This window comes from Pseudomonas frederiksbergensis, assembly GCF_900105495.1.
Classification (GTDB): Bacteria; Pseudomonadota; Gammaproteobacteria; order Pseudomonadales; family Pseudomonadaceae; genus Aquipseudomonas; species Aquipseudomonas frederiksbergensis.
The window spans coordinates 1,856,306-1,871,202 of the sequence record NZ_FNTF01000002.1; the positions used below are offsets into that span (position 1 = coordinate 1,856,306).

Consider the following 14,897-nt stretch of genomic DNA (forward strand, 5'->3'; position numbering starts at 1 on the left):
CCGGCGAGGCGGTTTGATGTGGAATTGAGACTGAGTCTGTTCGGGATAAAACGCTCGATTGATCTGAGCCGTTTTGCCCGCTATCGCAATGCGGCTGTCGTGCTCGCCTCGGCGCTGTTGGTGATTCCGCTCACTATGTGGCTGTTGCAGCCGGCCGCTGTGCCGGATCTGGCCCACGGCAACGTGGCCGGCGCCCGGGCGTTGGCGGCCAATTGGGCCAAGGGCGACGTGATCGTGCTGGTGCGTCACGTCGAACGCTGCGATCACTCCAGTGCCGCCTGCCTGAGCGGTAACGATGGCATCACCGATCGCTCTCGCAGCGTCGCGGTGGGTGTCGGTGCGCAGTTCGAACGACTGGGACTGAACAGGGCTGACATCTACAACAGCCCGGTCATCCGTACAGCGCAGACCGCTGGCTACATGTTCAACAAGGTCGGGGGCGGGGAAGACTGGTTGATCAATTGCAGGGGCACCATGCTGCGTGACGCGCTGGCGCACAAGGTGGCCGGGCGAAACCTGATTCTGGTGACCCACAGCGAATGCATGTCGCAACTGGAGAAAGACCTCAAGTTGCCGGCCTCTACGCTGGGCTACGGCGCGTCTTTGTTTATCTCCGCCGAAACGCCCCAGGCACCTCGCATGCTCGGTTTCATCGAAGCCTCGGACTGGCGCTCGGTGACCGTTAAATGAATTCACTTTCTGGGTCTTCCCGTTACCGCTTTTACTGGGTGAACTTCGGCATTCCGCTGGCCTGTGCGGTCGTGGTTTTCCTGCTGTTCGACCTGACCAAAATCGACATCGCGTTCAATGATCTCTTTTACGACCCGGTCACGCAGACGTTTCCGCTGGATCATGTCCACCTGTTCGAAAAGATCACCCATAAATGGGCGAGGATCATCCCGAACTGGACAGGAGAACTAGCGATTGTCGGCGCCTTGCTGTCGTTTCTCTGGCCGCGTCTGAAGGCCGAAAAACATTCGAAAATCATCGCGTTCCTGGAAAAGATCAAAGTTGCGCCAGTGCTTCGGTTTGCCAGCAAGCACCGTCGGGATTTCCTCTACGTGGTGTTTGCGTTCTCCATCAGCACCGGGGTGATCCACTACCTCAAGAGCCACACCAGCGTGTACTGCCCGATTGAAACGACCCAGTACGGCGGGAAAATCGAGCACAAAGAGTGGTATGAGAATTTCGATTTGCTGAAAGTCGCGGGTGACGGGCGCTGCTGGCCGGGCGGACATGCTTCGGGCGGCTTCACCCTGCTGGCGTTGTACTTCGTGGCGCGTCGTTACCGCTGGCGCTATTCCAAAGCGGTGATGTACGGCTCGCTGCTGCTCGGTTTCGTCTATGGCACGACGCGGGTTCTGCAAGGCTGGCACTACATGTCCCACACCTTCTGGGCCGGGATCTTCGTATGGCTGGCGTGTTTGCTGACAGCGTTGGCGTTCTATGGGCGAGCGCGACTGGAGCAACCGCTGGACCAGCGCTCTTCCGGCGTTTCAAAGCGATCATTGATCAACGCCGTCAACACATGATCCTGCCAGCGCCCGGCGATACTCAGGTAGGCCTTGGCATAGCCCTCACGTTCAAATCCCAGGCGCTCCAGCAGCCGCGCACTGCGTTCATTGCCCGGGATGTAATTGGCCATGATCCGGTGCAGTTTCTGCTCATCGAACATGTAGCCGATTCCCGCTTCGAGTGCTTCCTGCATCAAGCCCTGGCCCTGATGAGATTCGTCGATGTGGTAACCGAGATAGCAGGCTTGAAATGCCCCGCGAGTGATGCCGCTGAAGTTGCACGCGCCGATCATCTGGCCGTTGTGCGGATCCAGCAACGCGAAATGCACCGCCAGACCCGCCTGGAAAGCGCTGGCTTGCACTTCAAGGCGCGGGCGGATGCGTTCAGGGCTGTGGTAATCGACGGGGCGAATCGGCGACCACCGGGCGAGATGCCTCAGGTTGCGCCGGTAGAACTCGCTTTCCAGCGCCGCCTGTTCAGGGTCGAGCACTGCCAGCGTCAAGCGTTTACAGGGCAGGGAAAGCAGCGGCATAAGGGGCTCCGGTTCACGGGGATCGTCGCGCAAGCATTGCGTGGCCAGCGGGAAAACACAACAAAACCGCAGGCAAAAAAAAGCCCGCGGGAGGGCGGGCAAACCGTAGTTTCTTGAATGAGCGAGCGCAATGTACCCGTTGCTGAAAGGTCGTGGGGTGAAGAAAAATTCATGTCGATGAGTGCTCGCCGCTTCACGCCCGTGAGACTCACCTACGGCAAATGATCCGCCGCAAAGTCCGCTTCCGATCGCGCCCGCAAACGGCCCTTGCGGCAGGCCTGCTGGAATCGTTCGAAGTCGCGGTCATTCTGCGCGGTATAGCTTTGCGCATACTTGAACAACGCGTCGGCCAGCGCATCGCTCTTGCCGATGTAGCCGCTGATGTGTGCGGCGTTACCCGACGATTTTGCGTGGGCGCGGGCCAACGCGCGACCACAAACGCGGCCGTAGGCGGCGAAGGTTTCAGCGTCGAACGTCTCGAGTTCCGCCGAGACTTTCATGTCGCGCAACTGGCGCACATAGAAGTGTCGACCGCTGGGGCCGGTGGTCCAGCCAAGGAACAGGTCACTGGCCGATTGCATCAACCGTTGGCCATCGACCACGCGCTGACCGTTATGCCGCACTCGCGATTTAGTCTTCACATAACTGGCAAGCACCGAACGACGGGCCTCCTTGAACTGCAGGAACAGCGGGAACTCCTGATCGTCGGTCAGCAGTGCCACCAGGCATCGCGTCCCGACACTGCCCACACCGACCACTTTGAACGCCATGTCCTGAACGTGAAAACGCGCCAACAGCTCGCGACGGTCGGCTTGCAGCGTACCGGGATAGTCGCGCATGAACGCGTCGTAAAGTGCACGCCAGTGCGACAAGCGCAACCAGTCGTCGTCGGCATCCAGCAGTGTGGAGTTTTCGTGTAAATGGAAAATTTCCGGCAGGTCATCGCGAATGACCAGACGGCCCTGTGCGTCACGTTCACTGATTTTCGGTAGCAGTTCAGCATGGGTACGCCGTTCAGCTTTTTCGATGGCGCGCTCTACATGCTCCAGGGTCGCTTTGCTCGCTTGTTGCCGCAGATCGCGGTAGCTGATGGACTCGTACCAGGTTTCCATGGCGCTTTGTTCGGCGCATTCGAGCATGGTCTGCTGGTAGGCGCCGACCACTTGGCGGCAGACCGTTTCTTCGACCGTGTCGCCATGACGCAGGTCGCGCGCCGCCACCACGAAACTTGCCACCAGCCGTTTCAAGTCCCACTCCCAAGGGCCGGGATGGGCTTCGTCGAAATCGCTGATGCTGAACAGCAGATTGCGCTCCGGCGTTGCAAAACCGCCGAAGTTCATCAGATGACTGTCGCCGCAGATCGGCGATACCAGACCCATGCTGGGAGTTGCGGCCAAGTCGTGGGCTTGCAGCAGCGCGTTGCCGCGGTAGAAGGTGAACGGCGAGACCAGCATGCGGCCGTAGCGCAACTCGACCAGTGACTTGATGCGGCCTTCACTGGACGTTTTGATCAGCGGCAGCGGGTCGCGATTTATTTTCCCCAGGGCTGCCTGCGAACCGCGGGAGCAGTTCTTGCGAGCATCCTTGCCTTGCTTCAAGCGGTCTTTGAGGGTGGTCATGGGGGCTCGTTTGATGAGTGTTTTCGAACGTGTGAGAGATGAGTGTAGAAGGGCTTCACGTCTTCATCCGAAGTGTTCGGGCTTTGACCGCAGGGACGAACGGGAACCACTTTGCCAGCGAGCACCCTTCAATACTCAGTCGTCCCCAAAGCCCTCAAAACCCACCCAGCCTCACCAGGCATCAAGGTGTACTGAACCTGCCGGATTTTCCCCGTCCTGCCTGCATCGGCATCCGTACTGTCATAAACCGGGAACCGCTGCACCAACGTATTTTCCACCACGGCAAACTCATCCTCGCCCTGGTAGCCGACCGCTGTTTTCGGGTTCTCGCTGACAGCTGGCAGATAAATCTCGCTAAGCGACTTCTTGCGGTTGGCAGCGTAAGCAATGAGCTCGCCGGGCATCCCGCGCCCCGGAGACCTGATGAACACGTAAATCTCTGGGGAGCCATTGCGATCAAGGTCGGCGACCTCGGCTCGGACGATGGTGCCGGTGAGGGGGCGTACGATCTCTGAGTTATCGATTTCCAGACCTTGGGGCGCAATGTGTAGAGCGCGATTTCCATCGACCGACACACTCTTCACATGAAAACCAATGCCCTGCAATTCAAGTGTCTGGTCGAACGGCTGATTGCTGTTCGTCGCATCACCGGCGCTCAGGCTTAATGAAAGGCTGTAGTTGGCCACTTCATTGCGCCGAGCGGCGTTGCGCATCAGGTATACCTGAACCGTGTATTCGCCATCGGCGGGCAAGGGGCCCAAAAAGTGATTGCCCATGATCGATCCGTTAAAGAGCGCATAGTCCGCACCTTTCGCGGTGATATTGAAGTAGGCAGAGGCGTTGGAAGACTTGAAGTCCACAGTCATCATCTGGCCGGCCTTCGCGTTCAGACGGTACTGCGCGGTGAGCGGGCCTTTGATGGAATGGGCGAACTTTACAGTGTCGGAGCCCTTTTTGAAGGCGACCTGCTCGACATGAGGGGCGATCTCGGTGGCGGCGTGTACATGCACCGAAACCATGACGGCCAGGACGGCTGCGATCCATATGTTCATGTTGATCTTCCTGAGTGAAGTTGTTGCTCAAGTGGTTGCAGGTGCACCGCAGCATAGGAGCCGTAGGAATGTTTTGCCGGGTGATGGTGATGCTGCCTGCAGAATTGACCAAACCCCAGATGCAACAAAGCCCGCACTTGGCGGTAATGCTGTTCATTTAAGGTTTGTGACCATTTAGAAACCAACATTAGCGCCGTCAAGAAAGCTCTCGGTGTTGCTCCACGACTCTCGTCCTGCCACACAGCAATGATCAATGGAAAGTTTGTTGAAGGTCACGTGCCCGCCGAGCAAATCATTGCGATGAGCAAACGTGACGACCTTCTCGGGATCGCCGTTCATGGCATGCCGGCTGGATCTCCAGGCATGGAAGTCAACGGGAAACATGATGCTTACCGGGTAATCGGCTTGTCCAAAGCAGGCGCAGACCAGGTCATTGCTGAATACCCCGGAAACTAATCTGGCTCCTCAATCCTGTCCCGCATGGTTAGCGACATAGCCATGACGCACGCAGTTCGAGGTGAACATCGACGATAACTCTGCACCTTCAGTCTCAGCTATGAATGGAGATTGCCTGTCAACGGATCAAATGTGGACGATCGGGTTACTTCGTCTTGTTATCGGGTAGACCATCGTGATCATGCTCCTGGCTATTGCGAGCGCTGGTGTGCTGATGGCCACAGCAACTGTCATGCTCACCACTTTCACCATGCTCATGTCCGCCATGCCCATGCCCATGCCCACGGTGCATGAAAAAATGCATCAGTGGACAGGCCAGTAGTAGCAGGAATGGCAGATACGGAAGAACGTGAGCCCTGTGCTCGGTGAACAGGAAATAACCGGCGATGGCCAGGAAGCCTAAAAAGTACCAGTTAGTTCCCCTCGCGCGGTGCTGGGGCAAGTTATGTTGATTCATGATGGCACTCCTTGGAGGGAACGGGAGGGACGGCTATAACGTAAGGCCACTTCCAATTCTGCTTAAGCGCTATCGTAGATGTGAGCATAGCGAGCCAGAGCATCGGTTTATGTGTCCAATGCGTTGGATATTTAGGGCGGTGAGTCGCATAAAGCATCAAGGCAGATTCTTCCTTTTCAGTTGCCGATGAGCCTCGGCCATGTCCTTATCAAATTGGCGCATGCCGCGAAAAAGTTGCACCCCGACCAAGACCGGGCACAGCAGGAAAATTGCTGCTATGGCGAACGATTTGCCGGTCAGCCCCAACAGGTAAACCACCGTTGCAATGCCCACAATACTCACTAAAAGACAGATAATTAAAACTTCGCGGTTCATGATTTAGCCTCCTGACTCAAGCCAATGCGGGCACGCTTCAGCAGCGCGGAGTTGGCGATTACCGATAGGGAGCTGAGTGCCATTGCGGCGGCAGCGATGATGGGATTAAGCAGTCCAAAGGCCGCGATTGGAATGCCGATACTGTTGTAGATGAATGCCCAGAACAGGTTTTGTTTGATCTTGACCATGGTTGCGCGCGACAGCTTGATCGCGTTGACCACGTCGCGTACATCGTTCTTGAGCAAGATGATGCCGCCGGTTTCCTTCGCTACATCGGAACCCGAGCCAATGGCGATGCCAATGTCAGCGGTGGCCAGTGCCGGTGCATCGTTGACACCATCACCAACCATGGCCACGACCTGCCCTTCGCTTTGCAATTGACGGATCACTGCGACCTTGTCGTCCGGCAAGACCTCGGCAATCACTCGCTCAATGCCAACCTGTCGCGCGACCGCTTCGGCAGTACGGTGGTTGTCACCGCTCAGAAGCACGACCTTGATGCCGCTTGCCTGCAATGCCGCAACGGCTTCAGCCGCTTCGGGTTTAATGGTGTCGGCCACCGCAATCACCCCAACCAAACGGTCGTCGACACCGACCAGCATGGCGGTCTTGCCATCGGCTTCCAGGCGGATGAGGTGCTCCTCGGCCGCCTCGGTTGCAATGCCTTGGCGGGCGAATAAACGCCGATTGCCCAGCCAGATTTTGCGACTGTCGATACTGCCTTCGATGCCGTGACCGGCGATGCCATTGATGCCGGTCGCTTTCGGCAGGCTGATGTCGCGATGCCGGGCGGCGCGCACTATCGCAGCTCCCAGCGGATGTTCTGAACCGGACTCCACGGCGGCAGCGAGCTTCAAGACCTCGTTTTCCGACGCTGTGCCGAACGAAATCACGTCGGTTACATTGGGTTCGCCTCGGGTAATGGTGCCGGTTTTGTCGAACACCACCGTACTCAGTTTTTCTGCCCGCTCCAGTACTTCGCCGCCCCGGATAAGGATGCCGTTATCAGCCCCCTTGCCAACACCGACCATTAACGCGGCGGGCGTCGCCACGCCGAGTGCGCAGGGACAGGAAATGATCAGAACCGCGATAAAGGCCAACAGCCCCTGCGGGAAATTCCCCGCAAGAGACCAGCCGACCAGCGCCAACAGCGCGACGGCCACCACCGCAGGCACAAAATAGCCAGTGACCTGATCGGCCAAGCGCTGGATCTGCGCGGTGCTGCTCTGTGCCTCCTCGACCATCCTGATGATCTGCGCCAGTGCGGTATCGGCACCGATCCTGCTCGCCTTGAAAGTGAGCACACCACTGCCATTGAGCGTACCTCCGATCACCGGACTGCCCGGGTGTTTGTCGACCGGCATCGACTCGCCGGTCAGCATGGACTCATCTACCGTTGACTGACCGTCACTGACATCGCCATCGGTAGGGATTTTTTCGCCTGGCTTGACTATCAGGAACTCGCCGGCCATGACGCTTTCAGCGGGCAAGTCGACTTCTTGCCCGTCACGAATCACATGCGCGATCGCCGGTTTGAGATCGAGTAAGCGCCGTACTGCGGCCGAGGACTTTTTCTTGATGATCTCCTCCATGTACCTACCCAGCAGTACGAAGGCGATGATGACCGCCGACACTTCGAAATAGACGTCGCGCTCGGCCACCTTCACCGGCAGGACGTCGGGGAAGAACAGCACCGCGACACTGTAGAAATAGGCGACCGATGTGCCGAGGGCGATCAGGAAATCCATGTTGATGTTACGGGTGCGAATGGCGTTCCACGCCCCCTTGTAGAAACTCCAGCCACCGATGAACTGCACCGGAGTGACCAACAGGAAAAGCCATATACCCCAAGTGAACCAAGGGAGCGCAGGGATCGGTACCCAAGTCAGTAGCGTGGCACCGGCGGCCAGCGCGATGAAGGCGCCCGCACGCAAAAGCGCCAGGGCCAGTACACCGGTGAGGGCGATAGTCACGCGGGTTTTCATCGCCTTCAGTTCTCTTTCTGGCGACTCGAAGGTGCGCAGGCAGGTATCGCTGCAAAAGTAATAGCTGCGCCCACCACGTTCCCGTGACAACGCTGTGGTCTTATCGACCATCATTCCGCAGATCGGATCTTTCGCCATGTTCCCTGATGCAAACGCCGGCTGGTGCTGGCTATGCTGCATGTGTGATTCGTTCATCACTGTCTCCTGCCTGAAGCGGCTATCAAGACTTGCCACAGAGCTTGCCGGACAGCCAGGCAAACAAGGTGCCGACTATCGCGCCCCATACGGTCAAGACCAGCAGTGGCCCGACGAAAGCCGTTAACCCGTAGTCTTGCGGGGCTTGAAGACGACCAAAGTCGAGTCCATGGAACAAGGCGTTGAGAAAAGCGATACCTTGCGCCGGCCATAGCGCATAGAGCAGCGCACAGACCGTGTAGGAAATGGCCATGGTCAGGGCCAGAGCAATGCCGGTTTTCCAGGGAGCGTTCATGATTGTTTTCCTGAACTGGGAGGCGCGTCAGTAGGGATGTCGGGACTGCGGGGGGTTGACCAGGGCAGGAACGCCGGCGTCTGTTCGCAGTAAGTGCGGTAGGCATCGCCGAAGTGCGCAAGCATCTCCCGTTCTTCCCGCTTCGCGAGCTTGGCGTAGACGAGCAGGAGGATTGGAAACATCACCAGGGTGATCAATGTCGGCCACTGCAATAGAAAGCCGAACATGATCAGCACGAAGCCAACGTACTGCGGGTGACGGATCCGCGCATAGGGCCCCTCGAGCGCGAGTTGCCCACTACCTTGGGCCTTGTAGAGCACGCGCCACGCGGCCGCCAATAACCAGAAGCCGCCAGCGACCAGCAGGTTGCTGATAATGTGAAATGGTCCCCAGTGCGGATTGACCTTCCAGCCCAGAACGGTTTCGAGCAAATGCCCTGCATCGTGCGAGAGGAAGTCGATACCGGGGAAGTTGCGAGTGAGCCAGGGCATCAACAGGTAGATCGTCAGCGGGAAACCGTACATCTCGGTAAACAGAGCCACCAGGAACGCCGAGAACATGCCGAAGGAGCGCCAATCGCGACTCGTCTTCGGCCGGACGAAGCTGAAGGCGAACAAGATAAACACCAGTGAGTTGATGATGACCAGCGACCAGAGACCGTAGGCCGATTCGGTATGGTTCATGGTAGGTACTCCTCTTTGCCGCGTGTGTTTGCTGTTCGCCTTTTGCTGATGGTCGCCGTGGTCGTGGGGCATAAACAGGTGCACAAGTGGGCAGGCTCAACACACATCAGACGGGTGCGATCTGCGTTAACCCAGCCAGCACCAGCCCCATGTGATGTGCCGCAGCGCTACTGCACATTTACTTTTTTATTGGCATTTCCATCATCGACGACTGCTGCTCCATCATCTGCATCATCATGCCCATCATTCCTTTGCCTGCGCCGTCCTTAGCTCCAGACATGCCCATACAACCCATTGCACTCTGCTCCTTGCCCATCATGGCCATGCTGTCCTTCATCACTTTCATGCCTTCTTGCATGGCGGCTTGGCGTTCAACAGGCGTTTTAGCCGATGCCGCTTTGTCATGTGCTGCCTGCATTTTCTGCATTTGCTCGGTCATGGCTTTTGTCATGTCCGTCGATGCGGAGGCTGTGTTCTCGGCTGAGTCAACGGGTGCATCGGCTGGATGATGCGCATCCTCGGCAGAGGCAATGAGTGCGCTGCTAGCCAAGATGGCAGCTAGAACGAATTTAGAATGCATTTGCATGGTGAACTCCTGAGATTGTGGGAGGTAAGCAGGAATAACCGAGCCGCAAAAAAGCGACGCAGCAGGACAGAGCAATCAGTGCTCTGTCACTCTGAGGCAGGGGGGGTTAATCGTTGAAACGGACGAAAGTCAGGCGGGCTGGGACTTTCGGTGGGGCGGGGCGCTTCAGCACAAGAGTGGCGAAGGAGGTTTTTTTCTCAGGGGCAAGCACCCACATTACTACTGCAGCAGTTAACAGTAAAAGAACGGCCCACTGGATAGGATCCAACGCAGGAATCTGCGCTGCAGGTTTTATCGCCGTGGCAGTGTCCTCACAGTTTTGAAGGCAACCACTGGTGTGGAGAGCATGACCATCCACTACATGCTGCTCGGCATGGTGTGGCGCGGCTATATTGTGATTCGGTTGCACCAGACAACCCTGGATTGCCATCACGGCCACAGCTAGCACCCATCCCACAAGGATGAGGTGTAATAGGCTTTGGCGGTGACGGCGGAACCAGTACATGAAGTACACCCTCGACTTATTACGTCGTATTGATTTTCAGTCTAGCTAGCAAAGCCAAGGAGAGGTTGATCAAAATCAAACTAATGGATGGTTCGATGTTGAGGTCAAGGCTCGCCTTGAATCGGTGGTGAACGGAGACTTCATGCTCAGCAGCCTCGATCAGTTCCGGATCCCAGCCATGCTCATTCAGGATGGTGCTGGCCATGGAGCGCATGCCGTGGCTGACCAAGCGGTCTTGGAAACCCATACGTTTCAACGCCATGTTGGCAGTCTGGCTATTGGCGTGGGTACGTGGATTTCTGTCCGACGGAAACACGTACTCCCTGTGGCCGCTGTGGGACTTGTGTGCCTCCAGCAGCGCGAGTGCCTGTTCAGACAATGGGATGTTATGCGGGCGACGTTTTTTCATGCGCTCCGGGGGGGATGGTCCAGATCCGTCTGTCGAAGTCGATGTCTACCCATCGGGTGGTTACCGCTTCGGCAGGACGGGTCATGGTGTGCAACTGCCATTCGAACAGGCAGCGGGTCGTTCTTTTGATTGTGGCGTTGGCAATTTCAGCATGAGCTCCGGAAGCTCATCAGGTGATAGCGATAGATCCCAAGGTGCAACGCAACATTCAGAACGAAGCCAAGCGAGCGGAGACAGAACACACATTCGAGAACGTTGCTGCCGCTTGGTTTGAGCTGAAGAAGGACTCCGTCACCCCCAGCGTACGCCGAGGACATTTGGCGGTCGCTCACACTGCATGTATTCCGGACCTGAAAACAACGCCGCTTTCGAAAATTTCCTTGTGCAAGTAGCTCACGTGCCTCAACGACTTTCTTTCGAGCGTTCGCCAACGAGAGCTCTGGATAAGTGCCCAGTCCCATGTTGATACGGTTCTTGGTTATCGGATCGCGGTAGTTGAAGTTCCACAGCATTGAGCCGTTGCTCCTGACCCGGAGGCGCAGGCCGTCACCATCGCTGAGGACGTAATCGTTGGCTTTAGCTTTGACTGCCTTGAACTGGCGGTCGGAAAGGCGGAGGGCTGGAGCAGGCATGAGAGCTACCTCTGACACCGTTTTGGTATCCCCCAAAAAGCACCGGATGCCTTGGAAAATCATTGGGAATACCAAACCGCCTGGAACTCAGAAACTCTCCAAAGCTCCCATAAGCGCTGAAAGCCCCGTATTTACTGGATTTCAGGCACAAAAAAAGACGTCCGTGGACGTCTTTAGATGTTGAAGTGGTGGGCCGGGGTAATTTGAATCCGTCGCGTAAAATATTGATTTATAAGATCAATATAGTTCCAAATTTTTAATTGGAATACCAATTGGAATACTGCACTCCACTTGCCCACACGTTTGCATTCGATCTGACCAGCACGCTTCGTGACCATGAGCCATCAAATCCTTTTGCCGGCTGATGTGATTAGCGATGTCGGTAAAGAACCCCTTACCTCAGCAACGAAGCTGTCTCTCAGCGCCTTGATGATCTCCGACACCCGCGTCTTCTCCGAATCATGGGTCTTACCTCTGACTACAGCGGTGGCTGGGTCGAGGCTATAGTCGCCGTCTGCGTGCTTGTGCAGCCGGTAGACTCCCCCAGTTTTTTCGCTTTATGCGCTGGCCTGATTGTCCAAGTTCTTTTTGAGCACCTGCTCGATGTTCTGGCTCCATGCCGCTTTGAACGCCGGATCAGAGGCAAACAGCTTATAGAGCTCCAGCTCGTCCTTTCGCCTTTTCAGCATCACGTCCTGGAGCATCTTTTCCAATGCGAGGCCGCGATTGTAAGGGTCAGCATTGTCCTCGTACTTGGCTGTGTAGTCCGGGTGTGCGCGGATGCTGTTGACGATGTTGACGAACTTGACACGTTGCTCCTCAGGCGTCGCGCTCCAGCCATGAAACCACCGCTCGTTGAAGCTGCGAATGATTTCATCCAGCGGATCAGTTTCCGGATCGCCGTCGCGGTTGCCGCGTGGGTTCGGGTTTTGCGGCGTCAGTTCCGTGTCGGAATCGTCGAGGCCGATTTCCTGGTTCAGCTTCGTGCGCTCCAAGCCATACGATGACAGGTCAACGGCCTCAAGCAGTTCGTCGAGCATATCCTGATTGGGATCTTCGATCATGAGCTTGGGAATCAGAAACTTCAGCAGCCAGAACAGCTTTTCCCACACCAGCACTTCAAACGGGATGATCGACGCCATCTGACCGTAGATCTTCACGAACTGCTTGGCCTTGATCTTGAAGTCGATCTTCTCGGGGTCCAGCAACTCCAACTCAGTGTTGAAGCGATTGGCTGCAACATCGATGATCGGGCTGAGGGCCTGGGCATCTTCACCGGCAAAATAACGTGTGACGAAGTCTTCGACCTCCTGCCACTCGTATACTCCAACTTGGTCCAGTGCGTCCTTCAGCTCGTGCAACACGTTGACGTCGGTCGCCTCGGACAGCGTTGTCACGGTGTAGAAGGGATCGAAGGCCGTCTTGATGTCATCGACGCTGTTGAAGAAGTCGAGGATGAACAGATCTTCCGTTCGCTTGCCCAACTTTGGGGCCGAACGGTTCAGGCGAGACAGGGCTTGGACGGCTAGGACGAACTGCAGCTTCTTGTCCACATACATCGCAGCCAGCTTGGGCTGGTCAAACCCGGTCAGATACTTGTTGGCCACGATCAGCAGCCGATAGTCGTCAGTGTCGAACTTTTCCCGCGTCTCACTTTCAGGAAAGCCGTTCATTTCGGCTTCGGTGTGCTTCAACCCATCGACGGTCTTCTCTCCCGAAAAAGCGATCAACGCCTTAAACGGGGTTCCTTGTGCGTCGAGCAGCTTGTTTACAGCCTTGTAATAACGGATTGCGGATTCGATATTCTGGGTAATGATCATCCCCTTGGCCTTGCCGCGAAGCTTCTTGGCATTCACGACCTGTGGGATGAAATGGTCCAGCATAATCTCGGCCTTGGTGTTGATCGTGTGCTGGCTGCGTTCGACATAGGCCCGCAGCTTCTTCTGAGCCTTCTGGGTGTCAAAAAGCGGGTTTCCCTCCACGGACTTCTGGATTTCGTAATAGCTTTTATAGGTCGTGTAGTTAGCCAGCACATTGAGGATGAAACCCTCTTCAATGGCCTGCTTCATGCTGTAAAGATGGAATGGCTTGAAGCTCCTGTCGGATTGCTGTTCGCCAAACTTCTCAAGCGTGGTCGCCTTAGGCGTTGCGGTAAAGGCCAGATAGGACGCGTTACCGCGCATTTTGCGGGACTGCATCGCCGCCAGGATTCGGTCTTGCGGATCATCCTCGTCCAGGTCGGTGTCCCCGGCACCCATCGCGCGGTTCATGGTGTCATGGGCCTGGCCGCTTTGACCGCTGTGCGCCTCGTCGATGATCACGGCGAATCGTTTTTCGCTTAGGTCCGCAATGCCATCAATGATGAAGGGGAACTTCTGAATTGTCGTGATGATGATCTTCTTGCCGTTCTCCAGCGCGGATTTTAGGTCGGCTGAACGCAGCGCTGGGGCGACGATGTTCTTGACCTCAGAGAAGTCCTTGATGTTGTCGCGCAGCTGCTTATCGAGCAAGCGCCGGTCCGTCACCACAATAACCGAGTCAAACAAGGGCTGGTCTAGGCCCTTGGCGCCAGGGAGGCCGACGCTATTGGGGTACGCGTCGATCAGCTGATAGGCCGCCCAGGTGATCGAGTTCGATTTGCCTGATCCCGCCGAATGCTGGATCAGATAGCTGTGGCCGACACCGTTGGTGGACGCGTGGTCCAGCAAGCGGCGCACCACGTCCAACTGCTGATAGCGCGGGAAGATCAGCGATTTCTTCGCCAGCGGATCGGTGGCTTTGCCCTCCAGCAGAACGAAATGCTGGATGATGCCCGCAAGGCTGGCGGGCAGGAACACCTCTTCCCACAGATAGGCGGTCTTGTGGCCGCTGGGGTTCGGCGGGTTGCCCTCGCCATTGTTGTGGCCCTTGTTGAACGGCAGAAAGAAAGTCGAGGCCCCGGTAAGCTTGGTGGTCATGAACACCTCGTCGGTGTCCACCGCCATATGCACAAGTGCGCGGCCAAATTGCAGCAGAGGCTGGGTGGCGTCGCGTTTTTCGTGGTACTGCTTCTGGCCATGAAAGCGGGCAGTTTGCCCAGTCCAGGCGTTCTTTAACTCGACCGTGACCAAGGGTATGCCGTTCAGGAACAGTACCATGTCGATTTCTTCCAGAGGGTTACTCTGCGAATAGCGGACCTGTCGAGTGATGCTCCAAATATTGGCAGCGAAGTTTTCGTGGATGCGGGGGGCAGAGCTGGCCAGCGGAGCGGGGTACATCAGTGAGAAGAACGCGTCATCGACCGATAGACCCTTTTTCAGCAGATGCAGCAGGCCGTGCCTTTTGATCATCCGATCAAAGCGCTCAAGGATCTTAGCTTGCCAATCTGATGGGTTGCGCGATTGCAGCTTGGCCAGCTCCTTGCCCTGTGTCGACTCCAAAAACTGCCAGAACATGGCAGTGTCTAGCGCATACTGGGCGTTGAAGTCACCGGGCAGGCCGATGCTATAGGGGCCGCCGCCAACCGGCACGGGCTTGCCTGCCAGCTCTTCGGTCGTCCAGCCGGTCAGATATTTCTGAATCGCCTGCTCGAGTGCAACTTCCCTAGTATTGCTGACCATAT

General features: G+C 56.7%; 12 protein-coding genes and 5 pseudogenes. 4 read left to right on the plus strand and 13 right to left on the minus strand.

Going from position 1 to position 14,897, the window contains the following annotated elements; all coding sequences use genetic code 11:
- Nucleotides 1–18: 18 nt before the first annotated feature.
- Both pmrG and BLW70_RS08825 read left to right on the plus strand, forming a co-directional pair.
- On the plus strand, nt 19–690 hold the full coding sequence (gene pmrG, locus BLW70_RS08820; protein WP_074873602.1) for a lipopolysaccharide core heptose(II)-phosphate phosphatase PmrG: 672 nt from the start codon (nt 19–21) through the stop codon (nt 688–690).
- Nucleotides 687–1,532 carry a phosphatase PAP2 family protein gene (locus BLW70_RS08825; RefSeq protein ID WP_074873604.1) on the plus strand — a complete coding sequence of 282 codons (846 nt, stop codon included), beginning with the start codon at nt 687–689 and terminating at the stop codon, nt 1,530–1,532. The genes pmrG and BLW70_RS08825 overlap by 4 nt, the downstream gene beginning before the upstream one ends.
- Here the strand turns inward: BLW70_RS08825 and rimJ are convergent.
- The 3 genes from rimJ to BLW70_RS08840 all read right to left on the minus strand — a co-directional run bounded on the left by rimJ (nt 1,445) and on the right by BLW70_RS08840 (nt 4,718).
- A complete protein-coding gene (gene rimJ / locus BLW70_RS08830; protein ID WP_074873606.1) occupies nt 1,445–2,047 on the minus strand; it encodes a ribosomal protein S5-alanine N-acetyltransferase in 603 nt (200 codons plus the stop codon). The genes BLW70_RS08825 and rimJ overlap by 88 nt on opposite strands.
- A 212-nt stretch (nt 2,048–2,259) precedes the next feature.
- Nucleotides 2,260–3,666, minus strand: a complete 1,407-nt coding sequence (locus BLW70_RS08835; RefSeq protein ID WP_074873608.1) for a DUF2252 domain-containing protein — start codon at nt 3,664–3,666, stop codon at nt 2,260–2,262.
- A gap of 128 nt (nt 3,667–3,794) precedes the next feature.
- A complete protein-coding gene (locus BLW70_RS08840; protein WP_074873610.1) occupies nt 3,795–4,718 on the minus strand; it encodes a hypothetical protein in 924 nt (307 codons plus the stop codon).
- Between the two features lie 156 nt (nt 4,719–4,874).
- Here BLW70_RS08840 and BLW70_RS08845 point away from each other — a divergent pair.
- Nucleotides 4,875–5,174: pseudogene (locus BLW70_RS08845) on the plus strand (DUF411 domain-containing protein); the annotation flags it as partial.
- A 145-nt stretch (nt 5,175–5,319) separates the two neighbouring features.
- Here the strand turns inward: BLW70_RS08845 and BLW70_RS29765 are convergent.
- The 8 genes and pseudogenes from BLW70_RS29765 to BLW70_RS08885 all read right to left on the minus strand — a co-directional run bounded on the left by BLW70_RS29765 (nt 5,320) and on the right by BLW70_RS08885 (nt 10,749).
- A complete protein-coding gene (locus BLW70_RS29765) occupies nt 5,320–5,631 on the minus strand; it encodes a DUF2933 domain-containing protein (protein WP_083383352.1) in 312 nt (103 codons plus the stop codon).
- Between the two features lie 156 nt (nt 5,632–5,787).
- Nucleotides 5,788–6,006: a hypothetical protein gene (locus tag BLW70_RS08855; protein WP_074873614.1), complete on the minus strand. Its 219-nt coding sequence runs from the start codon at nt 6,004–6,006 to the stop codon at nt 5,788–5,790.
- Entirely contained in the window at nt 6,003–8,249 is a 2,247-nt protein-coding gene (locus tag BLW70_RS08860; protein WP_235864991.1) for a heavy metal translocating P-type ATPase, read from the minus strand. Before BLW70_RS08860 ends, BLW70_RS08855 begins: the two co-directional genes overlap by 4 nt.
- A complete protein-coding gene (locus BLW70_RS08865) occupies nt 8,212–8,481 on the minus strand; it encodes a DUF5676 family membrane protein (RefSeq protein WP_074873618.1) in 270 nt (89 codons plus the stop codon). The genes BLW70_RS08860 and BLW70_RS08865 overlap by 38 nt, the downstream gene beginning before the upstream one ends.
- On the minus strand, nt 8,478–9,164 hold the full coding sequence (locus BLW70_RS08870) for a methyltransferase family protein (RefSeq protein WP_074873620.1): 687 nt from the start codon (nt 9,162–9,164) through the stop codon (nt 8,478–8,480). The genes BLW70_RS08865 and BLW70_RS08870 overlap by 4 nt, the downstream gene beginning before the upstream one ends.
- Before the next feature lie 36 nt (nt 9,165–9,200).
- Nucleotides 9,201–9,254, minus strand: a pseudogene (locus tag BLW70_RS31460) (hypothetical protein); the annotation flags it as partial.
- An 88-nt stretch (nt 9,255–9,342) separates the two neighbouring features.
- Nucleotides 9,343–9,750 carry a hypothetical protein gene (locus BLW70_RS08875; protein ID WP_074873622.1) on the minus strand — a complete coding sequence of 136 codons (408 nt, stop codon included), beginning with the start codon at nt 9,748–9,750 and terminating at the stop codon, nt 9,343–9,345.
- A 524-nt stretch (nt 9,751–10,274) separates the two neighbouring features.
- Nucleotides 10,275–10,749: pseudogene (locus tag BLW70_RS08885) on the minus strand (tyrosine-type recombinase/integrase).
- A 94-nt stretch (nt 10,750–10,843) separates the two neighbouring features.
- Here BLW70_RS08885 and BLW70_RS31020 point away from each other — a divergent pair.
- A pseudogene (locus BLW70_RS31020) lies at nt 10,844–11,044 on the plus strand (phage integrase central domain-containing protein); the annotation flags it as partial.
- Here BLW70_RS31020 and BLW70_RS08895 read toward each other — a convergent pair.
- Nucleotides 11,042–11,296, minus strand: a pseudogene (locus BLW70_RS08895) (Arm DNA-binding domain-containing protein); the annotation flags it as partial. The pseudogenes BLW70_RS31020 and BLW70_RS08895 overlap by 3 nt on opposite strands.
- A 557-nt stretch (nt 11,297–11,853) precedes the next feature.
- Nucleotides 11,854–14,895: a type I restriction endonuclease subunit R gene (locus BLW70_RS08900; protein WP_047882040.1), complete on the minus strand. Its 3,042-nt coding sequence runs from the start codon at nt 14,893–14,895 to the stop codon at nt 11,854–11,856.
- Between the last annotated feature and the right edge of the window lie 2 nt (nt 14,896–14,897).